Source organism: Sulfitobacter sp. 1A15299 (assembly GCF_043556915.1).
Taxonomy (GTDB): domain Bacteria; phylum Pseudomonadota; class Alphaproteobacteria; order Rhodobacterales; family Rhodobacteraceae; genus Sulfitobacter.
This window is the reverse complement of sequence record NZ_JBIFFJ010000030.1, coordinates 1-25,894: the sequence shown is the minus strand read 5'-3', so window position 1 is coordinate 25,894 and position 25,894 is coordinate 1. Positions and strand designations below refer to the sequence as shown.

Below are 25,894 nucleotides of genomic sequence, written 5' to 3'. Positions count from 1 at the left end.
CAGAGAACCGTTTTTCGAGCCGCGATGTCTTGGCGCTGCTGCTGGCCGGGCTGCGCGGCGGCGGGGCGCAGATGGATGCCGCGACGCTCGAGCACGCGCAGATCGAGGGTGGGCCGATGGCGGCGGCACGGGCCGCGGCGGAATTGCTGGCGCGGGCCTTTACGGTGCAGGCGTGAGTGCGGCACGCCGCTTTGACTGGCCCGCGTTGCTGCGGGTGGGGCTGTCGCGATTGGGGCTGCTGCCGGACCAATTGTGGGCGCTGACGCCGGCGGAATTTCAGTTGATGCTGGGGCCGAAGTCCGGCCCCGCGCCGCTGCTAAGCGACGGTCTCGCCGCGCTGATGGCGGCCTATCCAGATGAGACGAAAGGGGCCGGTGATGGCTGACTTTGACGATTTTGAGAACCTTGAGAGCCGCGCCGAGGGGTTGAATGAGACGTTGGCGCAGACCAGCAGCTTGGTGGCCGGGTTCGATGGTGAGCTAAGGCGGATGCGCGGCGCGCTTGCCGCGACGGGCAAAGACGTGGCGACCCTTGAGAAAGGACTGAGCCGTGGGTTGCGGCGGGCCTTCGACGGGGTGGTCTTTGACGGGGCCAAACTCTCGGACGCGCTGAGCGACTTGGCGCAGTCGATGATCCGCACGACCTACAATGCCGCGATGCGCCCGGTGACGGACCATTTCGGCGGGCTGATCAGCGAGGGTGTGGGCAGCATCGTGGAGGGGATATTGCCCTTCGCCGATGGCGCGCCTTTCTCGCAAGGTAAGGTCATGCCCTTTGCGCAGGGCGGTGTGGTGACCTCGGCCACGGCCTTTCCCATGCGCGGCGGCACGGGGCTGATGGGTGAGGCCGGGCCGGAGGCGATCATGCCCTTGGCGCGGGGGGCGGATGGCAAGCTGGGCGTGCGCGGCATGGGCGGCGGCGCGACGACCATCGTGATGAACATCACCACCCCCGATGTGCAGGGGTTTCAGCGCAGCCAAAGCCAGATTGCCGCACAGTTGAGCCGTGCCCTCAGCACCGGCAACCGCAACCGATAGGCCACGCGGCGGATAAAGGAGTAGATCATGCAGTTTCACGAGGTCAGATTTCCCCCGTCGTTGAGCTTTGGCTCTGTCGGGGGGCCGCGGCGGCAGACGGATGTGGTCACCTTGGCCAACGGCCATGAGGAGCGCAACACGCCTTTGGCCCATTCGCGGCGGGTTTACGATGCCGGGTTGGGCATGCGCTCAATCGACGATCTACAGGTGCTGATTGCCTTTTCCGAGGCGCGTATGGGACAGATGTACGGGTTTCGCTGGAAGGATTGGGCCGACTATAAGTCGGGTAAGATGGCGCTTCCGGTGGCTTTCGATGACCAGAGCATCGGCTATGGGGATGGGGTCCGGGCGGCGTTTCAACTGACCAAGACTTACCGCTCGGGCGCGCAATCCTATCGCCGTCCGATCACCAAACCGGTGGCGGGAACGGTGCGCGTGGGGCTCGAGCAGGATGAGCTGCGCGAGGGTGTCGAATATGAGGTCGACGCCGAGAGTGGGATCATCACCTTTGCGCATCCGCCCGACCCTGAGATCGAGATTTTCGCGGGTTTCGAGTTCGACGTGCCGGTGCGCTTTGACACCGATTGCATTCTGGTCTCGGTCGAAAGTTTTCAGGCCGGACAGGTGCCCGATGTGCCGGTGATCGAGGTGCGGGTTTGATGGCGGGGCTGGATAGGGATTTTGCCGCCCATATCGCGCAGGGCGTGACGACGCTCTGCCATTGCTGGCAGGTGACGCGCGCGGATGGGGCGGTGTTTGCCTTTACCGACCACGACATGCCGCTGGTGTTCGACGGGGTCACCTTTCGCGCCGATACCGGGCTGAGCGCGCGGGCGCTGGCCCATACCAGCGGGCTTTCGGTTGATAACACAGAGGCGCTTGGCGCGCTTAGCGATGATGCGATCCGCGAGGATGAGATCGAACAAGGGCGCTTTGATGGGGCCGAGGTGCAGGCGTGGTTGGTGAACTGGGCGGACCCCGCGCAGCGGCTGCTGCAATTTCGCGGCTCAATCGGTGAGTTGCACCGCGCGGGAGGCAGCTTTCGCGCTGAGTTGCGCGGGCTGACGGAACCGCTCAACCGGCCCTTAGGGCGGGTCTATCAAAAGCCCTGTTCGGCGGTCTTGGGGGATAGCGCGTGCCGGTTCGATCTCACCGCGCCCGGCTATGCCGAGACGCGCGCGGTCGAGACGGTGTCGAAGGCGCAGTATTTCCGTTGGGCCGCTTTTCCGGGCTACGAGGAGGGTTGGTTCGCCCGGGGGCGGCTTGATGTGCTGGAGGGGCCGGCGGCGGGGCTCTGGGGCATGGTCAAACGTGACTACCATGAGGACGGGGAGCGCGTGATCGAACTTTGGCAGCCGATCCGCGGCGCGGTGGCGCCGGGCACCCGTGTCCGGCTTACCGCAGGCTGCGACAAGCGGATGGAGACCTGTCGGTTAAAGTTCAACAACCTGCTGAACTATCGCGGCTTTCCCGATTTGCCGGGGGAGGATTGGATGATGGCCGTGCCCCGGTCGGACGGTGCGAACGGCGGCGGGTCGCGCAGATGAGCGCGGCGGGGGAGGGTTTGGTGCAGGCCGCCCGCGGATGGATCGGGACGCCCTATGTGCATCAGGCCGCAACGAAAGGGGCGGGCTGCGATTGTCTCGGGCTGATCCGGGGGCTTTGGCGGGAGTTGCTGGGCGCGGAGCCTGAGGCGGTCCCGGCCTATTCGATGGATTGGTCCGAGCCGCAGGGGGAGGAGCGGCTCTGGGCGGCGGCCTTGCGGCATATGGCGGTGAAAGACAGCGGCGATGCTGCCCCTGGTGACGTGTTGCTTTTCCGAATGCGGCAGGGCGCGGTGGCAAAACATCTTGGGCTGCAGGCCCGCGTCGGGGCCAGCGCCAGTTTCATCCACGCCTATGCGCGGCACGGGGTGCTGGAAAGCCCGCTCAGCCCGCCATGGCAGCGGCGCGTCGTGGCGCGATTTCTATTTCCTGAGGAGGTCTCCTGATGGCGACGATTGTTCTTTCGGCAGCGGGGGCGGCGGTTGGCGGCTCCATCGGGGGCACGCTGGCGGGGCTGTCTTCGGTCGCGGTGGGCCGCGCGGTGGGGGCGAGCCTTGGGCGATTGGTGGATCAGCGCCTGCTTGGCCAAGGCGGGGAGGCGGTCGAGACCGGTAAGGTGGATCGCTTTCGCCTGACAGGCTCGGGCGAGGGGGCGGCGATCGCGCAGCTATACGGGCGGATGCGACTGGCGGGGCATGTGATTTGGGCCTCGCAGTTCCAAGAGGTCACCCAAGTCAGTGGCGGCGGCAAGGGCGGCCCGCCGTCGCCGAAGACCACCGAATACAGCTATACCGTCAGCCTTGCCATCGCGCTTTGTGAAGGGGAGATCACCAGTGTCGGGCGCATCTGGGCGGATGGGGAGGAGATTGCCCCCAATGATCTGAACATGCGCGTTTACCGGGGCGCGGCGGACCAGCAGCCTGACCCGACCATCGCCGCGATCGAGGGCGCAGACAGGGTGCCCGCCTATCGCGGCACGGCCTATGTGGTGATGGAAGACCTCCCGCTTGCACAATTCGGCAACAGGGTGCCGCAGTTTTCTTTCGAGGTGATGCGCCCCGAACAGCCGCAGGCGCCGGGGTGGGAACACGCGCCTGCCTATGGTGTTCAGGGGGTCGCTTTGATCCCCGGCACGGGGGAATACGCGCTGGCGACGACGCCGGTGCATTACACCGACGGCCCCGGCAGCCGGTGGAGCGCCAATGTCAATTCGCCCGCCACCAAGACCGATTTCGCGGTGTCCTTGGAAAGTTTGACCGAGGAATTGCCACGGTTGGAAGCGGCCTCTCTCGTTGTGTCGTGGTTTGGGGGCGATCTGCGCTGCGCCGACTGTCGCCTGCGCCCCAAGGTCGAAGACCCGGATATTGACGGCGAGAACATGCCTTGGCGGGTTTCTGGTGTGACGCGTGGCACGGCGGAGGTGATCGCCCAGCAAGACGCGCGCCCGATCTACGGCGGCACGCCAGCCGATGCGGCGGTGGTCGAGGCCATCCACGCGCTAAAGGCGGCGGGCAAGGCGGTGATGTTCTACCCGTTCATCTTGATGGATCAGACCGAAGGCAACGGGCTGCCGGACCCCTATAGCGATGCCGAGGACCAGCCCCGCCTGCCGTGGCGCGGGCGGATCACGCTTTCGGTGGCCCCGGGGCAACCGGGCAGCCCGGATGGTACGGCGGCGGCAGAAGCCGAGGTGGCCGCGTTTTTCGGCACCGTCACCGCTGCGAATTTCGCGGTGGGCGAAGGCTCGGTCGTCTACAGTGGCCCCGAGGAATGGACCCTGTCGCGGTTCATCTTGCACTATGCCGCGCTCTGCGCCGCGGCAGGCGGGGTCGAGGCCTTTTGCATCTCTTCGGAAATGCGCGGGCTGACGCAGATACGCGCGGCGGGGAACAGTTTCCCGGCCGTGGCCGCGCTGCGGGCCTTGGCCGGAGAGGTGCGCGCCTTGTTGGGGCCAGAGGTCAAGATCAGCTATGCCGCTGATTGGTCAGAGTATTTCGGCTATCACCCGCAGGATGGCAGCGGCGATGTCTTCTTTCACCTCGATCCGTTATGGGCCGATCCGCAGATCGACTTCATCGGGATCGACAACTACATGCCGCTGTCCGATTGGCGCGATGAGGAGGGGCATCTGGACGGCGAGAACTGGCCCGCGATCTACGATGTAGGCTATTTGAAATCCAACATCGAGGGCGGCGAGGGCTATGATTGGTACTACCATTCGCCCGAGGCTCGCGACGCGCAGATCCGCACGCCGATCACCGATGGCGCGCATGATGAGCCTTGGGTCTACCGCTACAAAGACCTGCGCCGCTGGTGGGAGAATTATCACCATCCGCGTATTGGCGGGCAGCGGCAGGCGGCCCCAACGGAATGGCAGCCGATGTCGAAACCGATCTGGTTCACGGAATACGGCTGCGCGGCTATCGACAAAGGGGCGAACCAGCCCAACAAGTTCCTCGATTTGAAGAGCTCGGAAAGCGCATTGCCGCATTATTCCACCGGCGCGCGGGACGATCTGATGCAGATGCAATACCTGCGCGCGATCTCGGACTACTGGCGCGATCCGGCGCATAACCCGATCTCTGATGAATATGACGCGCCGATGCTGGATATGACCCACGCTTTCGTCTGGGCATGGGACACGCGGCCGTTTCCCTTCTTTCCCAATAATGTCGATCTCTGGAGCGATGGGGAGAATTACAGCCGGGGCCACTGGCTGAACGGGCGCGCCTCGGCGCGGTCGCTGGCCTCGGTCGTGGCGGAGATTTGCCGCCGGGCGGGTGTGGTACATTTCGATACCTCGGCGCTGTTCGGCTATGTGCGCGGCTATACGGTGGCCGAGGTTGGCGAGGCGCGTACCGCCTTGCAACCGCTGATGCTGCGCTATGGGTTCGACGCAATCGAACGCGACGGGGTTTTGCAGTTTCAGATGCGCGACGGGGCGGATGCGCTGCCCCTCGACCTAGATCGCCTCGCGGTTCACCCCGACCTGAGCGGGCTGACCGAGCAGTTGCGCGAGGCGGAGGCCGAAGTTTCGGGCCGTGTGCGGCTGCGGTTCATTCAGGCCGATGCGGATTTTGACGCGATCGCCGAAGAGGCGGTTCTGGCGGATGAGGCGACCCATGCGGTCACCGGGACCGAGCTTAACATGGCCCTGACCCGGGCCGAGGGGCGGCAGGTGGCTGAACGTTGGCTGACCGAAGCGCGCGTCGCGCGTGAGACGCTGCGGTTGGCGTTGCCGCCGTCGCAGATGGCTGTCGGGGCGGGGGATGTGATCGAACTGCCGGGCGATGGGGCGGAGGGGCCGGGGCGCTACCGCGTCGACCGGGTGGAGCAGGCCGGTTCGTTGCTGATCGACGCGGTCCGGATTGAGCCCGAAGTCTATGATCCCGCACCGCTTGAAGAGGAGCTTGCAACGTTGCGCCCCTTCGTCCCGCCGCTGCCGGTTCTGCCGCAGTTCATGGACCTGCCGCTGTTGCGCGGGGACGAGGTGCCCCATGCGCCGCATCTGGCGGTGACGGCGACCCCGTGGCCGGGGTCTGTCGCGGTCTACCGTTCTGCCGTGGATTCGGATTATGCGCTGAACGCCATCGTGGCGAACCGGTCGATCATGGGCGTCACCCAAACGCCGCTGCGCGCGGCACGGCCGGGGGTGATCGACGCGGGGCCGGTGCTGGAGGTCAAACTGACCAGCGGCAGTCTTCAATCCGTTACCAGAGAGGCGCTTTTGAATGGGGCGAACCTTGCCGCCATCGGGGATGGGAGCGCGGACCGGTGGGAGTTGTTCCAGTTTCAAGAGGTGCAGCTTGTCGCCCCGATGACCTATTGGCTGACGGGCCGTCTGCGCGGACAGGCGGGCAGCGATGGGTTGATTCCCGAGGTTTGGCCCGCTGGCTCGCGCTTTGTGCTGATGAACGGAACGCCGCAACAGATCGAGCTGAGCCCGCATCTGCGCCGCGTGGCACAGCATTACCGCATCGGGCCTGCGCGGCGACCGGTGGATGACCCCTCTTACCTGCATCAGGTTCATGCCTTTGACGGGAATGGTCTACGGCCCTACAGCCCCTGTCATCTGCGGGCCGACGCTGGCGCCAATGGCGATATCACCTTTGGCTGGATTCGCCGAACGCGGATCGACGGCGACCCTTGGGAGGGGCCGGAGGTGCCGCTAGGTGAGGAGAGTGAACGCTATCTCTTACGCGTTTTCGAAGGCAACGAGCAACGGCGGGAGGTGCTGCTGGAAGCGCCGCGTTGGACCTACAGCACTGCCGCACGGGCAACGGATGGCGTCAGTGGGGCGTTTGACGTGACGGTGGCGCAGGTCTCGGCCAGCTATGGGGCTGGGCCGGCTACGGGGCTGACCGTCACCGGATAGGCCCGCGCGTTATCACGATTTTGAGCATGTGCGGATTTACAAATGGCCCTACGCTATTGCATGAGCTACCCTTACGGCAGAGTGAAGGAGCCCGTCCCATGGCGCAGACACGCAGACATATCTCGAAAGTGGACCCGGTCTGGGATCAGATTCAGCAAGAGGCCGAAGATGCCGTGCGCGACGAGCCGCTGATCGGCGGCTTTGTGCATGCCTGTATCCTACACCATAAGTCCATCGAGAATGCGCTTTCCTACCGCATCGCGGCCAAGCTTTCGTCGAATGAGATGTCGATGATGGTCGTGCGTGAGATGGTCGAAGAAGCCTATGCTGAAGACCCGGACCTCGTCGCGGCAGCGCGTGCCGATCTCGTGGCGATCTATGACCGTGACCCGGCCTGCCACCGGCTGTTGCAGCCGATTCTGTATTTCAAAGGCTATCAGGCGGTGCAGGCCTACCGTGTGGGTCACCACCTTTATACCAAGGGCAAACGCGATCTGGCCTATTTCATCCAGATGCGGGTGAGCGAGATTTTCGGCGTGGATATTCACCCGGCGGCCAAGATGGGCAAGGGCATCATGATCGACCACGCGCATTCCATCGTCATCGGTGAGACGGCGGTGGTGGGCGACAACGTCTCGATGCTGCATTCGGTAACCCTTGGCGGCACTGGCAAAGAGGAAGAGGACCGTCACCCCAAGATCGGCAATGGCGTGTTGATTGGCGCGGGCGCGAAGGTTTTGGGCAATATCTCCATCGGCCATTGCAGCCGCATCGCGGCGGGGTCGGTTGTGCTGGAGCCGGTGCCGGCCTGCAAGACCGTTGCCGGAATCCCGGCGCGGATCGTTGGGGAGGCGGGCTGCGATCAGCCGTCGATGTCGATGAACCATCTTTTTGGGCCGGACGCCGAATAGGCACAGAGGCGGTATCGCAATAAAAAGCCGGGGCATGCCCCGGCTTTCTTCGTTTGAATGGTGCAGCCCTCAGGCCAGCATGATCATCGGATTTTCAAGGTTCTCGACGATCGCGTTCAACAGCTGCGCACCGAGCGCCCCGTCGATCACGCGGTGATCGACCGAGAGGGTCACGGACATCACTGTCGCCGCCGTGATTTCACCATCCTTGCCGATGATCGGTTTTTTAACACCAGCCCCCACGGCGAGGATTGCGCCATGCGGCGGGTTGATGACCGCGTCGAAGTTGTCGATCCCGAACATGCCCAAGTTCGAGATGGCAAAGCTGCCGCCCTGATACTCATGCGGGGCGAGCTTGCGGTCGCGGGCGCGGGTGGCGAGGTCTTTCATCTGCGCCGAGAGGGTCGAGAGCGACTTGGTGTCGGCGTCCTGCAAGACCGGTGTGAAGAGGCCGCCTTCGATGGCCACGGCCACGGCCACGTCCGAGGGCTTCAGCTTCAGGATGCGATCCCCGGCCCAGACAGCATTGGCATCGGGCACCGATTGCAGCGCCAGAGCACAGGCCTTGATGATGAAATCGTTGACCGAGAGTTTCACACCGCGGGCTTCGAGCTGCTTGTTCAGATCGCTGCGGAAAGACAGCAGCGCGTCGATCTGGATGTCGCGGCGCAGGTAGAAATGCGGCACCGTCTGCTTGGCCTCGGTGAGGCGCGCCGCAATGGTCTTGCGCATCCCGTCGAGCTTGACCTCTTCGACCTCTCGGTCCTCGTACATCTTGCGCACGGCATCGGAGGAGGGGCCAGCGGGGGCAGGCTGTGTCACCGGCGCGGCGTCTTTGGTGGCGGCGGGGCTGTCAGCCTTGGCAGCCGTTGGCTGGGCGCTTTCCACATCGGCTTTGACGATCCGGCCACGCGGGCCGCTGCCTTCGATCTGGGCGAGGTCGAGACCCCTGTCCGCCGCGATCCGGCGCGCGAGGGGGGAGGCGAAGATGCGCCCGCCCTTGTCGTCCTTGGGCGCGGCGGGGGCTTTGGCGTCACTCTTGGTCGGCCTGTCATTCGCCTCCGTCGCACCGCGGCCATAGCCGGCTTCGGGCGTCTCAGCTTCGGCTGCTTTGGGCGCTTCCTCGGCCTGCGGCTTTTCTTCCTTGGCCGGGGCGGAGGATGCCGCGATATCGTCGGCGCTTTCGCCGTCTTCGAGCAGCACAGCGATGGGGGTGTTCACCTTCACGCCTTCGCTGCCTTCCTCGATCAAGATTTTGCCGATGGTGCCTTCGTCGACGGCTTCGAACTCCATCGTGGCCTTGTCGGTCTCGATCTCGGCGAGGATGTCGCCCGAGGCGACCTCGTCACCCTCCTTGACCAGCCATTTGGCGAGCGTGCCTTCCTCCATCGTGGGCGAAAGGGCGGGCATGAGAATTTCTGTGGGCATGATCCGCTCCTTACCGGTAGGTGACTTTGCGCACGGCCTCAATCACCTCGTCGGTGGTGACCAGCGCGTGTTTCTCGAGGTTGGCGGCATAGGGCATTGGCACGTCCTTGCCGGTGCAGGTGATGACCGGGGCGTCGAGGTAGTCAAACGCCTCCTGCATGATCACGCCGCTGATGTAGCCGCCGACGGAGCCCTGCGGCCAGCCTTCTTCGACAGTGACGCAGCGGTTGGTCTTCATCACCGATTTCAGCACCGTCTCGGTATCCATCGGGCGCAGGGTGCGCAGGTCGATGACCTCGGCCTCGATACCGTCCTCGGCCAGTTTCTCGGCCGCTTCGAGGGCATAGGTCATGCCGATGCCGAAGCTCACAATGGTGACATCCGCGCCCTCGCGCCAGATCCGGGCCTTGCCGAAGGGGACGGTGTAATCCTCGATGTCGGGCACATCGAAGCTGCGGCCGTAGAGGATCTCGTTCTCGAGGAAGATCACCGGGTTGGGGTCGCGGATTGCGGTTTTCATCAGGCCTTTGTAGTCGGAGGCCGAATAGGGCATCGCGACCTTGAGGCCGGGGATCTGCATAAACCAGGCGGCGTAGTCCTGGGAGTGCTGGGCACCGACGCGGGCCGCCGCACCGTTGGGGCCGCGGAAGACCATGGGGGCGCCCATCTGGCCGCCGGACATGTAAAGCGTCTTGGCCGCGGAGTTGATGATCTGGTCCATCGCCTGCATGGCGAAGTTGAAGGTCATGAACTCGACAATGGGGCGCAGGCCGCCGAAGGCCGCGCCGACGCCGATGCCGGCAAAGCCATGTTCGGTGATCGGCGTGTCGATCACGCGCTTGGCGCCGAATTCGTCCAGCAGACCTTGGGAAATTTTGTAGGCGCCTTGGTACTCGGCGACTTCCTCGCCCATAAGGAAGACGTTCTCGTCGCGGCGCATTTCCTCGGCCATGGCGTCGCGCAGCGCTTCGCGGACGGTCTGTTGCTTCATCTCGGTGCCCTCGGGCCAATCGGGGCTGGTGTCGGGCTCGGGCTGTTTCTTGCCTTCGGCAGGCGTTTCGCGGTCATCGTCCGAGGATTTGGCCTGTGCGGGCTTGGCCTCTTCGTCCTTATCCTCGGCGGGGGCGGATTTCGCCGTGTCGATGTCGTCGGCGCTTTCGCCCTCTTCGAGCAGCACGGCGATGGCGGTATTGACCTTCACGCCCTCGGTGCCTTCGGCGATGAGGATCTTGCCGATGGTGCCTTCGTCCACGGCCTCGAATTCCATCGTGGCCTTGTCGGTCTCGATCTCGGCCAGAATGTCACCGGAGGAGACTTCGTCGCCTTCCTTGACCAGCCATTTCGCCAGCGTGCCTTCTTCCATGGTGGGGCTGAGGGCGGGCATGAGAATTTCGGTTGCCATTGCTTCAGGCCTCCTGCGGAACTTCGGTTGCGTAGATGTCGGTCCAGAGCTCGTCGAGATCGGGCTCCGGGCTTTCCTTGGCGAAATCGGCGCTTTCGTTCACGATCTTCTTGATCTCCTTGTCGATGGCCTTGAGATCTTCCTCGCTCGTGTGGTTGCCCTCGAGAAGGAGGCTGCGCACGGCCTCGATCGGGTCGCGTTCGTCGCGCATTTTCTGGACTTCTTCGCGGGTGCGGTATTTCGCGGGATCGGACATGGAGTGGCCGCGGTAGCGGTAGGTCTTGATCTCCAGAATATAGGGGCCGTCCTTGCGGGCGTGTGCCACGGCCTTTTGACCGGCTTCCTTGACCGCCAGCACATCCATGCCGTCGACCGCCTCACCGGGGATGCCGAAGGCGCGGCCGCGCTCCCAGATCTCGGCCGAGGAGGTCGAGCGCTGCTGCGAGGTGCCCATGGCGTATTGGTTGTTCTCGATGACAAAGATCACCGGCAGTTTCCATAGGGCAGCCATGTTGAAGGTCTCGTAGACTTGGCCCTGGTTCGCCGCACCATCGCCGAAATAGGTGAAGGTGACGCGCCCGTTGCCCTTGTATTGATCGGCAAAGGCCAGCCCCGCGCCAAGCGGCACCTGTGCCGCGACGATGCCGTGGCCGCCGTAGAAATGCTTCTCTTTCGAGAACATATGCATCGAGCCGCCCTTGCCCTTGGAATAGCCGCCCTCGCGCCCCGTCAGCTCGGCCATGACGCCATTGGGGTCCATGCCGCAGGCCAGCATATGGCCGTGATCGCGGTAGGAGGTGATGCGCTTGTCGCCTTCCTCGGCCGCGGCCTCAAGGCCAACAACGACCGCTTCTTGTCCGATATAGAGGTGACAGAACCCCCCGATCAGCCCCATGCCGTAAAGCTGTCCGGCTTTCTCTTCAAACCGCCGGATCAGCAGCATGTCGCGGTAGTAGCTGGTCAGCTCCTCCGCCGAGACATTGGGTTTCTTGCTCGATTTCCTCGCGGCCATGGGCGTCTCCTCCGTTGGCTTTGGTCAGGTGCCAAAAGTAGTTTAGCGTTAAACTATTCCCTAACGCATTCCAAAGTGGATTGCGAGAGACTTTGTGACGTGGTGCGCGCACCACGGCTGACAAGGGGAAGGAGGCCAGAGATTTCGCATGATTGCAAGGCCGCAGGCGCGGGGCAGGGGCCGATAGACGATGCGCCGGGGAACCTCAGCGAATGACGATCTCATCGGTGCGGACCATGCCCAGCACCTTGCGCGCGCGTTCGTCCAGAAGATCGAGGTCGAGATAGTCGTCCGACAGGCGGCGGGTGAGGTTCTCCATCCGGGCCACCTCGGCGCGGACCTCGGCCAGACGGTCGCTCAGCTTTTGGTTCTCGGCCACAATCTCGGTCCGGCGGAACAGGCCGAAATCCCCCTGCACGGCGGCAAAGGTGAAATACAGGCTCAGCGCGAAAGCGATTGCGAAGAACAGCAATGTGCCGAAAGCCGGTCGGGTGTTGCGTGTCATGGTACTGCCTCTGCGTCTCTTGGCGGACGTGACATCAGTATGGCACAGGCGATTCGTCATGGGAATCCCACAATTGCGGGAAACCCGTTGTTTTTAGCGGTAAATCGCCTTTTTACCCAGCCGATGCGTCCAATGCGGCGACGCCGGGCAGGGTCTTGCCCTCCATCCACTCAAGGAAGGCGCCCCCGGCGGTGGAAATATAGGTGAAATCATCCGCCACGCCCGCTTGGTTCAGCGCCGCGACCGTGTCACCGCCCCCGGCGACGGAGATCAGCGTGCCGTCGCGGGTCTTGGCGGCCGCAGCCCGAGCGGCGGCGACGGTGGCGGTGTCGAAGGGCGGAATTTCAAAGGCGCCCATGGGGCCGTTCCAGATAAGGGTGCGCAGCTCGGCGAAGGCCGTTTCGACCTGTGCGACGGTCTTGGGGCCCGCGTCGAGCACCATCTGATCTTTCGCGAGCTTCGCATCGGGGCCAAGCGAGGCCACCTCATGGGCCGCACCCTTGGCGAACTCCCGCGCGACCAGACCGTCGACCGGCAGGATGACCCGGCAGCCCGCCTTCTCGGCCTGCGCCATGATGTCCTTGGCCGTGTCGTAATAGTCCGGCTCTTCCAGCGATTTGCCCAGATCGGCCCCGAGTGCGGCAAGGAAGGTGTTCGCCATGCCGCCGCCGATGACCAAAACGTCCAGCCGGTTCACGAGGTTTTCCAAAAGCGCGATCTTGGTCGAGACTTTGGCCCCGCCTACGACCGCGCCCACCGGGCGCTCGGGCTTGGCCAGTGCCGCCTCCAGCGCCGAGAGTTCCGCCTGCATCAAACGGCCCGCGCAGGCGGGCAGTAGCCGCGCCAGCGCCTCGGTCGAGGCATGGGCGCGATGTGCGGCAGAGAAAGCATCGTTGCAGTAGATATCGCCGAGCGCGGCCAATTGGCGGGCGAAACCTTCGTCATTGGCTTCTTCACCGGGGTAGAAGCGGATGTTTTCCATGAGTTGCAGATCGGCCTGCGCGTTGCCTGCGGCATCGAGCGATGGCAGGAATGCCACATCCCGGCCCAGTGCCTTTTCCAGCGCGGGGAGGACTTGGCGCAGGCTCATCTCCTCGACCACCTTGCCCTTGGGGCGTCCGAAATGCGCCAGCAGCGTCACCTTGCCGCCGCGCGACAGGATGTCGTTCACCGTGGGCACGATCCGCTCGATCCGCGTGGCATCGGTGACGCGGCCCTCTTCGACCGGCACGTTGATATCGACGCGCAAGAGCACGCGCTTGCCGTCCAGTTCCATATCGTCCAGTGATTTCCAGCCCATCGGTCTTCTCCCAATCCAGTCTCTTGCGCTGTGTTTTGCTGTTATCTGGCCTCAGGTCAATGCGCGGCTTGGCAATCGCGGCCAAGCTCCTTAGGTATCTGGCAAAGACAAACCAAAGGATTGCCCCATGGCCGAGATCAAAGACCCCGAGAACACCATCCTGATGGAGCTGAAGGACGGCACCGTCACCATCGAGTTGATGCCCGACCTTGCGCCCAAACATGTGGAGCGGATGAAGGAACTGGCCCGCGCCGGGAAATACGACAACGTCGCTTTCCACCGCGTGATCGAAGGCTTCATGGCCCAGACCGGCGACGTGGCCAATGGCAATATGGAAGACAACTTCAACCTGCGCGCGGCCGGTACCGGCGGCTCGGACCTGCCGAACCTGCCTGCGGAGTTCTCCAAGGTTCCCCATGCGCGCGGCACCATCGGTGCGGCCCGCTCGGCCAACCCCGACAGCGCCAACAGCCAATTCTTCATCAACTTCAAGGACAACGACTTCCTGAACGGTCAATACACCGTTTACGGGCAGGTCATCTCGGGCATGGAACATGTCGATGCGATCACCCGGGGCGAGCCGCCTGCGAACCCCGACCGCATGATCTCGGTCAAGGTCGCTGCAGATGCGTAAGATCGCAGGCACCAGCGCGTTTCTCGCGTTCCTCGGCTCGGCGGCGATGGCCACCGGGCTCGAGATCGAAGTCGCGGGCGGGGCCAATGGCATCGTTCGAATCGACCTGCTCGAAGATGTGGCGCCCAATCATGTCGCGCAGATCACCGCACTGGCCGAAGAAGGCGCCTATGACGGGGTGGTCTTTCACCGCGTGATCGACGGCTTCATGGCCCAGACCGGCGACGTGCAATTTGGCCGGGCCGAGGGCGACACCGCCCGCGCGGGCATGGGCGGCTCCGACAAGCCTGACCTGAAGGCCGAGTTCTCGGACATCGCCTATGAGAAGGGCGTCGTCGGCATGGCCCGCAGCCAGAGCCCGGACAGCGCCAACAGCCAGTTCTTCATCATGTTCGACGAGGCACCTTTCCTTGACGGTCAGTACACCGTTGTCGGCAAGGTGACCGAGGGGCAGGACGTGGTCGACGCCATCAAGCGCGGCACCGGCCCGAACGGGGCCGTCGTCGGTACGCCGGACGTGATGAAAACGGTCACGGTGACCGAGTAACGCCCGATCAGGATCGCGTGGGGTGGGCTTGCTTGCCCGCCCCCGCATGGGTCAGGCTGGCGGCATGAAACATCTCGCCGCCCTGATCCTCGGCCTCTGGGCCAGCACCGCCGCCGCCGACCCCGCCCGCTGGGAGGGCGAGTGGCCGCAGACCGATTTCTCCAAGACAAGCATCTCCGACTGGTCCGAAATCATTTCGGGCGGGCCGCCGAAGGACGGCATCCCGGCGCTGGAGTCGGCGCAGTTCCTGCCCGCGTCCTCCGAGACCCGCATCGCCCCGCGCGAGCCGGTCATCACGGTGGAGATCGAGGGCGCCAAGCCGCGCGCCTATCCGATCCGCTACCTGACATGGCATGAGATCGTGAACGACAGCGTGAACGGCCGGCCAATCGCCGTGACCTTCTGCCCGCTGTGCAATTCTGCGCTGGTCTTCGACCGGCGGGTCGGGGGCCGGGTGCTCGACTTTGGCGTCTCGGGCAAGCTGCGCCATTCCGACATGGTGATGTACGACCGCCAGACGGAAAGCTGGTGGCAGCAGGCCGAGGGGCGCGCCATCGTCGGCACGCTCACCGGCACCGAGTTGCGCCACCTGCCGAGCTGGCTGGAAAGCTGGGCCGACTTCACCGCCCGCAACCCCGACGGGCTGGTGATGGCCGAGCCGTCCTACAACCGCGCCTACGGGCGCAACCCTTACCGGGGCTATGATTCATCGGCCAAGCCCTTCCTCTATGACGGTCGCCAGCCACCGCATGGCATCGCGCCTTTGGAGCGTGTGGTGCGGGTGGGGGAGCGCGCTTGGCGGCTGAAACGTCTGGCGGAGGCAGGCGAGGTGCGCGAGTCGGGGGTGACGATCTCTTGGCAGCCCGGGCAAGCCTCGGCGCTGGACAGCAGCGCGATTGGGCAGGGGCGCGACGTGGGCAGCATCAGGGTGCGCGACGGCGCGGGCCGTGACCTGCCGCATGATGTGATGTTCGCCTTTGCCTTCGATGCCTTCTGGCCCGACGGCATCTGGATGCTGGGCCGCTGACCGCGCGATAGCTTCAAAAGCGAACGGGCGCCGCGGTTGCCCGCGACGCCCGCCGATGTCTCTTGCGACCGCGGTCTTAGGACGCGGGGTTCGGCTTTTGCGCCGGTGCGGATTTCGCGCCGGGGTTCAGCGGGTCGTCCTGACGCTGCACAGAGCCTTCGAAATGCGCGCCGGATTCGATCGCGATGGTCTTGTGGATGATGTCGCCCTCGACCCGCGCGGTCGATGTCAGACGTACCTTGAGGCCACGCACGCGGCCCACGATGCGGCCATTGATGACCACGTCATCGGCAACCACTTCGCCCTTGATTGTCGCCGTCTCACCGATGGTCAGCAAATGTGCGCGGATATCGCCTTCGACGGTGCCTTCAACTTGAACGTCGCCTGTCGTTTTCATGTTGCCGGTCACATGCAGGTCCGAAGACAGAACGGATGCGGGCGGCTTTGCCTTGGGGGCGCTGGCCTTGAATTCGCTCTGCTTGGAGGGCGCGGGGGCCGAGGATGCACCGGAAGGTGCCGGTTTGGACACATCTGCATCCTGAGGGGCGGGATCGTTGATTTTGCTTTTAGAAAACATCGTTTGCAGCCTTGATATAGATCATGGGGTTAACAGCCTTGCCACCTACGCGGACTTCATAGTGGAGATGGACACCGGTGACCCGTCCTGATGCTCCCATATCACCAATATGCTGCCCGCGCGAGACTCTTTGACCAACTTTCACGCGCAGCTTGGACATATGGGCATAACGGGTCTCGATGCCGAACTCATGCTGGATCTTGACCAGACGGCCATAGCCCGAAGACCAGCCTGCATGAATCACCACGCCATCGGCGGTCGCATAAAGCGGCGTGCCCATCCCGGCGGCAAAGTCGACGCCCTTGTGCATCCGGCGGCCGCCGGTCTTGGGGTCACGGCGATAGCCGAACTGGCTGGTGAAGCGGAAAGCGTTTTTGACCGGGTTGGCGAAGGGGGCCTTTTCGGCGGCAATGCGATAGAGGTTCAGCCGGTCCATCTGCCCCAGCAATTTGTTCGCGCGCAGCGTGTCGGGGCTCAGCTCCTCGCCGCGGGTGGTGAAGGACAGCGGCGTCATCGGCCCGCCTTGGCCCGAATAGCCCCGGCGCACGGTGGCGAGGATGCGGTCGGTCGGCATGCCCGCGCTGCGGAACATCTTGTCGAGCGGGGCGACGGAGACGCTCATTGCTTCTTCAAGCTGGCGGAAGATTGCGTCGTTCTGATCGCGCATCAGGGCAATCTCTTGGGCCATCTCATCGGCTTGCAGCAGCGCATCCTGCGCGTCGACCACGACTTTGTCACGCTCCGCCGCGGTCCGGGCAAGGGCTTGGGCAAGGAAATCGACTGGCGCCTGATCGGCGTCGGCGCGCAGGCTGCCCGCCTCGCCATTCTCAAGGCTGCCTTCCAGTTCGGCCAGTTTCAGCCGGGCCTTCTGGCGGTCTTTCATCGTGTCGCGCAGGGTGGATTGGATCACTTCGATCCCGGTTTCCAATTCGCGGCGGCGGGTCTCGGAAGCCAGCAGTTCGGACTGCATGACGGAAATCTGCGTCAGCGCGGCGTTAAAACGGTCTTGGGCGGCAAGCGCCTCTTCGGCGCGCAGATCGCGCTGCGCGGAAAGCTCGTTCAGCCGGGCCTGATAGGTCCGCTGGTCGCGTTTGGCCTGCTCGCGGAAATTGCCCGAGCCAATACTGTCCATCAAAATAATGGCGGTGGCGATGATGGCCCAAGAAACCAGAAACGCCGATCCCGCCAGCCCGATGATCTGGGTGCCGGGCCGCAGGCGGATGAAACGTGTGTCGCTGTCGGATTTCAAAAAGACGCGGCGTTCGGGAAAATACTGCTCAAGCAGAGCATGCGTCTTGATGGCAATCCGTGTGCGCACGTTGTCGTCCTTTGTCCCGTCCCGTCGGTGCGCGAGGCTCGGCCCCTTCGCGCCCAACGTCAATAGCCAGTGCCCGCGAATGGGGCAAGCCTATTGACCCGCGGCTGCGCGGCATTCCCCCATTCGCCTGAAAAAGCGCTTTGTCATTGGCAAAAATCCGCCGATACCAAGCACTTGCTGCGTCAGATCCTGATCAGCTAGGCCCGCCATCCGCCGTCAGGGGCCAGTAGAAATCTGGTGGGATTCCCGCCTCGGCGCGCTTTTCCTCGTTGAAGGGCGGCTTGAGATCGCCGTGGAAATATTTGCGCACGAGGGCATGAAAACGGTCCTTTGGGTCGTCGTCATGGCGGCCACAGAGGAAGTGGAACCACTTGCTGCCATAGGCTACGTGGGCGACTTCTTCGGCATAGATCGTCTCAAGTGCCGCCACGGCGCTGTCGGCCTTCGCCTTGCGGAAAATCTCGATCATGCCGGGGGTCACATCAAGGCCGCGCGCCTCCAGCACCATCGGCACTACGGCAAGGCGGCCCATCAGATCGTCCACCGTGTCTTCGGCGGCGCGCCACATGCCGGCATGGGCGGGCAGGGCGCCATAGTAGCTGCCCATTTCCTCAAGACAGTCGCACATCAGATTGAAATGTTTGGATTCGTCATCCGCCGCTTTGACCCAATCGTCATAAAAGCCCAAGGGCAGGGGCACATGAGAGAAACGGGCGATCACATCCCAATGCAGATCGACCGCGTTCAACTCGATATGCGCCACGGCATGAAGCAGAGCCGCGCGGCCTTCAGGCGTGCCGGGGCGGCGGCGCGGGACGTGGCGCGGTGAGAGCAGCTCGGGCTGTGCGGGCCGGGCAGGGTGCAGCGGCGGGTCGGCGCGGCCCACCTCGGGGCGCTCACCGGCCTCTCGGGCCGAGAACCACTGCGCCGCGTATTTCCGCGACAGCGCCGTCTTCTCGCGCCCATCCGCCGTGCGCAGCACCGCCTCGGCCATTTCCGCCAGCGGCATCATGCGCCGCGAACCCCATCGAGCACGGCATCCACATGGCCGGGCACCTTCACCTTGCGCCAGACCTGCGCGATTTTGCCATCTGCGTCGATCAGATAGGTTGCGCGTTCGATGCCCATGGATTTCTTGCCGTACATGTTTTTCTCGACCCAGACCTCATAGGCTTCGGTCACCGCGCCTTCGGTGTCTGACAAAAGCGGCACCGTCAGCGCGTGTTTGGCAGCGAATTTGTCGTGTTTGTCCATGCTGTCGCGCGAGATGCCAAAGACCTGCACGCCTGCCTCGGCGAACTCGGGCAAGCGCTCGGAAAAGCCGATCGATTCCTTGGTGCAGCCGGGCGTGTCGTCGCGCGGGTAGAAGAACAGCACCACCTGCGCGCCGCGTAAGGCAGACAGCGTGATCTCGCCACCGCCGGTCACGGGAAGGGTGAAATCCGGGGCCGGTTGGCCGGGCTGGGGTCCGATCTGCGACATGGGGCGGTTCCTTTGGCTTGTGAAGGGTCGTTCAGGGCTGTCATACTGCATCTGATTTGACAACGTCAAAGCCGGCCCAGAAAGCCGCCCTGTTCGAAACGGAGCCCGATGCGCGACCCGTCCCCTTCCAGCCCCCCTGCGCCAGATGGCCAAGGGCCGCCGCGCCGCCGGTCGCGCCGCCGCGCGGGCATCGTCTCGGCCTTGGTGCTGGTGCTCTTGGCGGCGCTGGCCACCGGGGCGGCGGTCTATTTCACCGGGCGTCCGATCCCGGCGCCGCTTTGGGTACAGACACGGATCGAGGCCCGGATCGCGAACGCATTGCCGCAGGCGCGGGTGGAGTTCGGCGCGATGGAATTCGTCGTTGATGAGGGATGGCGCCCCCGCGTGCGTTTGCAAGACATCTTTGTCACCACGCCCGAGGGCGATGAGATCGTCAGTTTCAATGAGTTCAAGGCCAGCCTGTCGATGCGGTCCCTGCTGCGCGGTGTGGCGCAGCCCCGGGCGATTTCGCTTTCGGGCGTGGTGGCCAACCTGCGCCGCGGGGCGGATGGCCGGGTGAGCCTGAGCGCCGGGGCCGGGATCGCTCCGCCCGAGCGGGAGGCGGCGACCCTGCCGCAACTCATCGGCCAGATCGACGAGGTGCTGGCCGCCCCCGCGCTTTCCGCCCTCCGCTCGGTCGAGCTGCGCGCGCTGACACTGCGGTTCGAGGATGCCCGCGCGGGCCGTGCCTGGACCGGGGATGGCGGGCGGCTGCGCCTGTCGCGCGACGGCGATGCGCTTGACCTCTCGGCGGACCTCGCGGTGCTCAGCGGGGGCGCGGGGGTGGCCACGCTCACCGCGAACTACAGCAGCCGGATCGGGGACAATGCGGCGACCTTTGGCGTAACCTTCGACGGGGTCGACGCGCGCGACATCGCGGCGCAGGGGCCTGCCTTTTCGTGGCTTGAGGTGTTGCGGACCAATATCTCGGGCGCGGTGCGCAGCGGCATCGACAGCGCAGGGCGTTTCGCGCCGATCAATGCTTCTTTGCAGATTGGCAAAGGGGTGTTGCAGCCCAATCCGCAGACCAAACCGATCCCCTTCGACGGGGCGCAGAGCTATTTCAGCTACAACCCCGCGCGGCAATTGCTGCGCTTTGACGAGATGTCACTCGACAGCCCTTGGGTCTCGGGCAATATCACCGGAACCTCGCAACTGGGCGATGTCACGGGCGGCATTCCGGGGCGGATGGTGGGGCAGTTTTCCCTACGCGATCTGCGGGCCAATCCGGCGGAGGTTTACCCCGAGACGGTGGCCCTGGATCAGGCGGATATCGACTTCGAACTCAGCCTCGACCCGTTTCGCCTGAAGCTGGGCCGTCTGGAAATCAGCGATCAGGGCCGCACCCTGCGCCTTGACGGTGCGCTGGTGGCCGAGCCTGAGGGCTGGAACCTGTCCCTCGATGGGCGGATGGATCGGCTCAGCCCCGAACGCCTGCTGGCGCTTTGGCCCGAGGGGGTGAAGCCCAAGACCCGCAAATGGCTGGACGAGAACCTTTACGCGGGCCGGATGCGCAACCTCGATCTGGCGCTGCGCATGGCGCCGGGGCAGGCACCGCAGACCTATGTCGCCTTCGACTATGCCGGGGCCGAGGTGCGGTTTCTCAAAACCCTGCCGCATATCACCGATGGCAGCGGCCATATGAGCCTGCTCGACAACCGCCTTGTCGTCACGGTGGACGCGGGCGAGGTGATCGCGCCGCAGGGCGGGGCGGTGACGCTGGATGGGTCGTCCTTCATCATTCCCGATGTGCGGGTGAAAGACGGCAGCCCCTCGGTGATCCGGCTCAACACGCGCTCCACCCTGACCGCGGCGCTGTCGCTGCTCAACCAGCCGCCGATGCGGGTGATGGATAAGGCCGGGTTGCCCGTGACGCTTGCGGATGGGGAGGCGGTGCTGAAAGGCACGCTGGCGCTGCCGTTGAAAAAGGGCGGCAAGCCCGAAGATGTGCGCTATCACTTCGCGGGGGACCTGCTGGCGCTCTCGACCGATACGCTGGTCAAAGACCGCAGCCTTCAGGCCAGCAAACTGTCCATCACCGCCGACAATGACCGCATCACCATCGGCGGCGCAGGGCGTATCGACGGGGTGGGCTTCGACGGGGAATGGTCGCAGGCGATCGGCCCCGGTTCGGACGAAAGCCGCCTGACCGCGCAGGTGGCGCTGACCCCGGCGGGGCTCGAAGCCTTTGGCGTGGCACTGCCCCCCGGGAGCCTGCGCGGGGAGGGGCGCGGGCGGCTGGTCGTGGACCTCAAGAAGGGCGACGCGCCGCGCTTCACCTTGCAAAGCGATTTGGCGGGCTTGGGCGTCTCGGTCCCGCAACTGTCGTGGAGCAAGGCGACGAAAACGAAGGGCGAACTCCGACTGGCGGGGCGTTTGGGCGAGACGCCGAATATCGACGCCTTCCAACTGAACGCGCCGGGGCTCCGGGTGGCGGGCTCCATCGACCTAAAACCCGGCGGTGCGCTGGACCGGGTGCGGATCGACCGGCTGCGGCGCGGTGATTGGCTGGATATCCCGCTGCAACTGATCGGGCGGGGCAAGGGCGAGCCGGTGCAAGTGGTGCTAGGCGGCGGCACGCTTGATATGCGCCGGGCCGAGTTCGGCGGGGCCGGGGGCCAAGCCGGTCCGCCGATGCGCGTGGCGCTCGACCGGTTGCAGATCACCGACACGATTTACCTGACCGATCTGTCGGGCACATTCGACACCACCAAGGGGATGGATGGCGCCTTTACTGCCCGGCTCAATGGCGGCACGCCGGTGCAGGGGCGGGTGCTGCCCCAAGCGGGACGCAGCGCGGTGCGGGTGGTCTCGGACGACGCCGGCGGGGTTCTGCGCTCGGCCGGGTTGGTGAAACAAGTGGTCGGGGGCAACCTGTCGCTCACCCTTCTGCCCGTGGGCTCGGGCGGCGCCTTTGACGGGCAGCTCACGGTCAGCGATGTCGCCATTCGCGACGCGCCGGGGATCGCGGCGCTGGTCAATGCCATCTCGGTCGTGGGGCTGATCAACGAACTCAACGGCGACGGGATTTACTTTGACGATGTGGAGGCAAACTTTCGCCTGACCCCGAACCGCCTGACCCTGACCGAGGCCAGCGCCGTGGGCGCTTCCTTGGGTCTGTCGATGGATGGGGTCTATGCGCTCGACAGCGGTTTGATCGACATGCAAGGGGTGATCTCTCCGGTCTATATGTTCAACGGGATCGGGTCGCTTTTCACCCGCAAGGGCGAGGGGTTGATAGGGTTCAACTACCGGCTCACGGGGGCCGCGAAAGACCCCAGCGTTTCGGTCAACCCGCTCTCGGCGCTCACCCCTGGCATGTTCCGCGAGCTGTTCCGCCGCCCGCCGCCCCAGCCGCCACAGGTGCAGGGCCAGGCGAATCCGGTTGCCCGGGTGCCGGAGGAACGCTAAGCGCCGGGGCGACCCTGCCGCCAGACCCGGAGCCGCGCCGATGAAGCTATCCGATTTCGATTTCGATCTGCCTGAGACCCTGATCGCCACCCGTCCTGCCAACCCGCGCTCCTCTGCGCGGTTGCTGGTGGCCGAGGGCGACGCTCTGCACGACCGGCGCGTGACCGACCTGACCGACTGGCTGCGCCCCGGCGACCGACTGGTGCTGAACGACACCCGCGTGATCCCCGCGCGGCTGAGCGGTATCCGCCACCGCGCCTCGGCCCAAGGGGCGGTGCAGGCCAAGATCGAGGTCACCCTGCTGGAGCCGCGCGGCGATGGCACATGGTCGGCGCTGATCAAACCGCTGCGCAAGCTGAAAATCGGCGAAGAAGTCATCTTCTCCGATGATCTGCGCGCCACGCTGGAAGCGGTGGAAGACGGGCAGGGGCATCTGCGGTTCAACTGCGCGGGCGATGACTTCGACGCGGCGCTCAATGCGGCGGGCGCGATGCCGCTGCCGCCCTATATCGCCGCCAAACGCCCCGCTGATGCGCAGGACATGACAGACTACCAGACCGTTTTTGCCCGCCACGCGGGCGCGGTCGCGGCGCCCACGGCCTCGCTACATTTCGACGAGGCGCTGCTCGAAGCGCTGGCCGCGAAGGGTGTCACCTTTAGCCATGTCACCCTGCATGTCGGCGCGGGCACCTTCCTGCCGGTCAAGGTCGACGACATTTCGGAACACAAGATGCACGCCGAATGGGGCCGGGTCAGCGCAAAGGCCGCCGAAGAGATTGCCGCCACCCGCGCCGGCGGAGGGCGCGTGATCCCCGTGGGCACCACCGCCCTGCGCCTGATCGAGACGGCGGCCCGCGATGGTGAGATCACTGCCTGGGAAGGGGATACCGATATTTTCATTACGCCCGGGTTCCAGTTCAACGTCACCGACGGGCTGATGACGAATTTCCACCTGCCCAAATCCACGCTGATGATGCTGGTCTCGGCCCTCATGGGGGTGCAGCGGGTGAAAGGCATCTATGCCCATGCCATCGGCGAGGGGTACCGCTTTTTCTCCTATGGGGACTCTTCCCTTCTGCTGCCCGAGGCGCAAAAACCCGCTTGAATGTCGCACTAGGGGGTGACTAGCCTGCGATTGCCGTCCATGGGAGGGCTTGAGCGAACAAGGAATTGACTGATGATTCAAGTGGTTTCAAGCGCATGGGCGCTTTTGCTGGGCATGTGCCTTTTGATGGTCGGCAACGGCATGCAGGGCACATTGCTGGGTATCCGCGGCGGCATCGAAGGTTTCTCGACCCTGCAAATGTCGATCGTCATGTCGGCTTACTTCGTCGGTTTCTTGGGCGGGTCGCGGATGGCGCCGGGGATGATCCGGCGAGTGGGCCACGTGCGGGTTTTCGCGGCGTTGGCGTCACTGATCTCGGCGGTGATGATCCTCTACCCGACATTCCCCAACACCATCGTTTGGTCGCTGGGCCGGGTGCTCATCGGTTTTTGCTTTTCCGCTGTCTATGTCACCGCCGAAAGCTGGCTCAACAATGCCGCCACGAACGAGAACCGGGGGCAGGCGCTTTCGGCCTATATGATCGTCCAAACTCTCGGCATCGTTATCGCCCAAGCGCTGCTGCTGACGGCTGACCCTTCGGGTTTCGTGCTCTTTGTCATTCCTTCGGTCTTGGTGAGCATCGCGGTCACGCCGATCCTTTTGTCGATCAGCCCCACACCGCCCTTCGGCACCACCAAACCAATGAGCCTGAGCACCCTGATGGAGACTTCGCCGCTCGGCTGCGTCGGCATGTTCCTTCTGGGCGGCGTCTTCTCGGCCCAGTTCGGCATGGCGGCGGTTTATGGCGCCGAGGCGGGGCTGAGCGTCGCGCAGATCTCACTTTTTGTGGCGGCCTTCTTTGTCGGTTCGGTGATCCTGCAATATCCCATCGGTTGGATTTCTGACCGGATGGACCGACGCAGCCTGATCGTCATCACCGCGCTGATCGGTGGCGCGGGCTCCATGGTCGGGATGATGCTGGGGCACATCTTTCCGATCCTGCTCGCCACGGCCTTTGTCGTGGGCGGCATGTCGAACCCGCTTTACTCGCTCATCATGGCCCATACCAACGACTTCCTCGAACAAGAGGACATGGCTGCGGCCTCAGGCGGGATGTTGTTTATCAACGGCTTAGGCGCGGTCCTTGGCCCTGTGATTACCGGTTGGATGATGGGCACGGCGCTTGGCCCGGGCGGCTTTTACCTCTTTACTGCCGTGCTTTTTGCCGCACTGGCGAGCTATGCTTCCTACCGCAAAACGCAGCGTGCTGCTGTTCCGGTTGATGAGACAGGCAGCTACGTGCCGATTTACCCCTCTGCCACCGCTGTGGCCGTGGAAATCGCGCAGGAATATGCCATTGAAGCAGAACAGGACGCCGTCGAGGACGCTGCTCAAGAAAACGCCGAAGCGGATAAAAACGCCCCTGATAGCGATAACGATGTCGCGGATGACATAAAACGTGACTAGGCTTTTGCGGTAAGACGTTCTTAACTTTAATGAAACGCCCAGATTGCGGCAAAGGAGTGTGCGGGATGGCTGCCACAAATGCAGAACCCCAAGACGTACTGAATTTCTGGCTCGAAGATGTCGGCCCAGCCGGGTGGTACATCAGTTCCGAAACGCTGGATGCCGATATCCGCGCACGTTTCGAGGGGCTCTGGGATGAGGCACAGGCCGGGAAACTGAACCACTGGCTGACCAACCCCACCGACGCGCTGGCCTTTTTGATCCTGACCGATCAATTCCCGCGCAACATGTTCCGCGACACGGGCAAGGCGTTTTCCAGCGACCGTATCGCGCTGGCGGCGGCAAAACTGGCGATCGAGAAAGGCTGGGACATGCGCGTGGAGGCGCCGGCGCGGCAGTTCTTCTATCTGCCGCTGATGCATTCCGAGAACCTCTGCAATCAGGACCGCTGCGTGCGTCTGATGTGCGAACGAATGCCGAAAAGCGACGGCAGCAACCTGCTGCACGCCCGCGCCCACCGCGAAGTGATCCGCCAGTTTGGCCGTTTTCCCTATCGCAATAAGGCGCTGTCACGCAGTTTCACCGCGCAGGAAACCTCCTACCTTAACGCGGGCGGCTATGGCCGGACGGTCAAGGAACTGCGCGCGGAACGTCAAGCGGCCTGAGCCTTCGGCAGGTGGGGGCCACACGCGTGGTTGTGGCGGTTGCAAATATGGTTTAGCGGTAAACTATATTTGCAAACCCTAACGCGAGGTCCTTGCCATGGCTGCCAAATCCTTTGATCTGATCGTGATCGGTGCGGGGCCGGGCGGCTATGTCGCCGCGATCCGTGG

At 64.3% G+C, this 25,894-nt stretch carries 24 protein-coding genes; 15 read left to right on the top strand and 9 right to left on the bottom strand.

All coding sequences use genetic code 11. The annotated features are described in order from the left end of the window. The 8 genes from ACGYK7_RS16630 to cysE form a co-directional block, all read left to right on the top strand. Positions 1-176, top strand: a 176-nt coding sequence (locus tag ACGYK7_RS16630) for a GTA-gp10 family protein (RefSeq protein WP_394403583.1), incomplete at its 5' end; no start/stop codon positions are given. After that, a complete protein-coding gene (locus tag ACGYK7_RS16625; RefSeq protein ID WP_394403582.1) occupies positions 173-385 on the top strand; it encodes a rcc01693 family protein in 213 nt (70 codons plus the stop codon). The genes ACGYK7_RS16630 and ACGYK7_RS16625, both read left to right, overlap by 4 nt. Further along, positions 378-1,037, top strand: coding sequence for a phage tail tape measure protein (locus ACGYK7_RS16620; protein ID WP_394403581.1), 660 nt, complete (start codon positions 378-380; stop codon positions 1,035-1,037). Before ACGYK7_RS16625 ends, ACGYK7_RS16620 begins: the two co-directional genes overlap by 8 nt. Before the next feature lie 27 nt (positions 1,038-1,064). Next, entirely contained in the window at positions 1,065-1,697 is a 633-nt protein-coding gene (locus tag ACGYK7_RS16615; protein ID WP_394403580.1) for a TIGR02217 family protein, read from the top strand. Continuing rightward, positions 1,697-2,584, top strand: coding sequence for a DUF2163 domain-containing protein (locus ACGYK7_RS16610; protein WP_394403579.1), 888 nt, complete (start codon positions 1,697-1,699; stop codon positions 2,582-2,584). The genes ACGYK7_RS16615 and ACGYK7_RS16610 overlap by 1 nt, the downstream gene beginning before the upstream one ends. Next, entirely contained in the window at positions 2,581-3,027 is a 447-nt protein-coding gene (locus ACGYK7_RS16605) for an NlpC/P60 family protein (RefSeq protein ID WP_394403578.1), read from the top strand. The genes ACGYK7_RS16610 and ACGYK7_RS16605 overlap by 4 nt, the downstream gene beginning before the upstream one ends. After that, entirely contained in the window at positions 3,027-6,956 is a 3,930-nt protein-coding gene (locus ACGYK7_RS16600) for a glycoside hydrolase/phage tail family protein (RefSeq protein ID WP_394403577.1), read from the top strand. Before ACGYK7_RS16605 ends, ACGYK7_RS16600 begins: the two co-directional genes overlap by 1 nt. A 98-nt stretch (positions 6,957-7,054) precedes the next feature. Next, positions 7,055-7,867: a serine O-acetyltransferase gene (gene cysE, locus ACGYK7_RS16595; RefSeq protein WP_394403576.1), complete on the top strand. Its 813-nt coding sequence runs from the start codon at positions 7,055-7,057 to the stop codon at positions 7,865-7,867. Between the two features lie 69 nt (positions 7,868-7,936). Here cysE and ACGYK7_RS16590 read toward each other — a convergent pair whose 3' ends face one another. The 5 genes from ACGYK7_RS16590 to ACGYK7_RS16570 all read right to left on the bottom strand — a co-directional run bounded on the left by ACGYK7_RS16590 (position 7,937) and on the right by ACGYK7_RS16570 (position 13,514). Further along, positions 7,937-9,295, bottom strand: a complete 1,359-nt coding sequence (locus tag ACGYK7_RS16590) for a pyruvate dehydrogenase complex dihydrolipoamide acetyltransferase (protein WP_394403575.1) — start codon at positions 9,293-9,295, stop codon at positions 7,937-7,939. A gap of 10 nt (positions 9,296-9,305) precedes the next feature. Next, a complete protein-coding gene (locus ACGYK7_RS16585) occupies positions 9,306-10,697 on the bottom strand; it encodes a pyruvate dehydrogenase complex E1 component subunit beta (RefSeq protein WP_394403574.1) in 1,392 nt (463 codons plus the stop codon). Between the two features lie 4 nt (positions 10,698-10,701). Next, positions 10,702-11,709 carry a pyruvate dehydrogenase (acetyl-transferring) E1 component subunit alpha gene (gene pdhA / locus ACGYK7_RS16580; RefSeq protein ID WP_394403573.1) on the bottom strand — a complete coding sequence of 336 codons (1,008 nt, stop codon included), beginning with the start codon at positions 11,707-11,709 and terminating at the stop codon, positions 10,702-10,704. Positions 11,710-11,914: 205 nt separating this feature from the next. After that, the gene (locus tag ACGYK7_RS16575; RefSeq protein ID WP_067265383.1) at positions 11,915-12,214 is read right to left on the bottom strand and encodes a septum formation initiator family protein; all 300 of its coding nucleotides are present in this window, start codon (positions 12,212-12,214) and stop codon (positions 11,915-11,917) included. Between the two features lie 112 nt (positions 12,215-12,326). Next, entirely contained in the window at positions 12,327-13,514 is a 1,188-nt protein-coding gene (locus tag ACGYK7_RS16570) for a phosphoglycerate kinase (protein ID WP_394403572.1), read from the bottom strand. A 127-nt stretch (positions 13,515-13,641) separates the two neighbouring features. Here ACGYK7_RS16570 and ACGYK7_RS16565 point away from each other — a divergent pair, with 127 nt between their 5' ends. From ACGYK7_RS16565 to ACGYK7_RS16555, 3 genes are all read left to right on the top strand, one after another. Beyond that, entirely contained in the window at positions 13,642-14,148 is a 507-nt protein-coding gene (locus ACGYK7_RS16565) for a peptidylprolyl isomerase (RefSeq protein ID WP_394403571.1), read from the top strand. Next, positions 14,141-14,695 carry a peptidylprolyl isomerase gene (locus ACGYK7_RS16560; protein ID WP_394403570.1) on the top strand — a complete coding sequence of 185 codons (555 nt, stop codon included), beginning with the start codon at positions 14,141-14,143 and terminating at the stop codon, positions 14,693-14,695. The genes ACGYK7_RS16565 and ACGYK7_RS16560 overlap by 8 nt, the downstream gene beginning before the upstream one ends. Before the next feature lie 64 nt (positions 14,696-14,759). Further along, positions 14,760-15,722 (top strand): DUF3179 domain-containing protein, encoded by a 963-nt coding sequence (locus ACGYK7_RS16555; RefSeq protein WP_394403569.1) that lies wholly within the window; start codon positions 14,760-14,762, stop codon positions 15,720-15,722. Positions 15,723-15,798: 76 nt separating this feature from the next. Here the strand turns inward: ACGYK7_RS16555 and ACGYK7_RS16550 are convergent, their stop codons facing one another. From ACGYK7_RS16550 to ACGYK7_RS16535, 4 genes are all read right to left on the bottom strand, one after another. Next, positions 15,799-16,299: a polymer-forming cytoskeletal protein gene (locus ACGYK7_RS16550; RefSeq protein WP_209217613.1), complete on the bottom strand. Its 501-nt coding sequence runs from the start codon at positions 16,297-16,299 to the stop codon at positions 15,799-15,801. Beyond that, positions 16,289-17,617, bottom strand: coding sequence for a DUF5930 domain-containing protein (locus ACGYK7_RS16545; protein ID WP_394403568.1), 1,329 nt, complete (start codon positions 17,615-17,617; stop codon positions 16,289-16,291). Before ACGYK7_RS16545 ends, ACGYK7_RS16550 begins: the two co-directional genes overlap by 11 nt. Before the next feature lie 193 nt (positions 17,618-17,810). Continuing rightward, entirely contained in the window at positions 17,811-18,629 is an 819-nt protein-coding gene (locus ACGYK7_RS16540; RefSeq protein ID WP_394403567.1) for a ferritin-like domain-containing protein, read from the bottom strand. Next, entirely contained in the window at positions 18,626-19,099 is a 474-nt protein-coding gene (locus tag ACGYK7_RS16535) for a peroxiredoxin (RefSeq protein ID WP_394403566.1), read from the bottom strand. The genes ACGYK7_RS16540 and ACGYK7_RS16535 overlap by 4 nt, the downstream gene beginning before the upstream one ends. 108 nt (positions 19,100-19,207) lie before the next feature. Here ACGYK7_RS16535 and ACGYK7_RS16530 point away from each other — a divergent pair, with 108 nt between their 5' ends. From ACGYK7_RS16530 to ACGYK7_RS16515, 4 genes are all read left to right on the top strand, one after another. After that, positions 19,208-22,549, top strand: a complete 3,342-nt coding sequence (locus ACGYK7_RS16530; RefSeq protein WP_394403565.1) for a DUF3971 domain-containing protein — start codon at positions 19,208-19,210, stop codon at positions 22,547-22,549. Between the two features lie 40 nt (positions 22,550-22,589). Further along, positions 22,590-23,654: a tRNA preQ1(34) S-adenosylmethionine ribosyltransferase-isomerase QueA gene (gene queA, locus ACGYK7_RS16525; RefSeq protein WP_394403564.1), complete on the top strand. Its 1,065-nt coding sequence runs from the start codon at positions 22,590-22,592 to the stop codon at positions 23,652-23,654. Between the two features lie 72 nt (positions 23,655-23,726). Further along, positions 23,727-25,061, top strand: coding sequence for an MFS transporter (locus ACGYK7_RS16520; protein ID WP_394403563.1), 1,335 nt, complete (start codon positions 23,727-23,729; stop codon positions 25,059-25,061). 65 nt (positions 25,062-25,126) lie between these two features. After that, positions 25,127-25,726: a DUF924 family protein gene (locus ACGYK7_RS16515; protein ID WP_394403562.1), complete on the top strand. Its 600-nt coding sequence runs from the start codon at positions 25,127-25,129 to the stop codon at positions 25,724-25,726. Positions 25,727-25,894 lie beyond the last annotated feature (168 nt).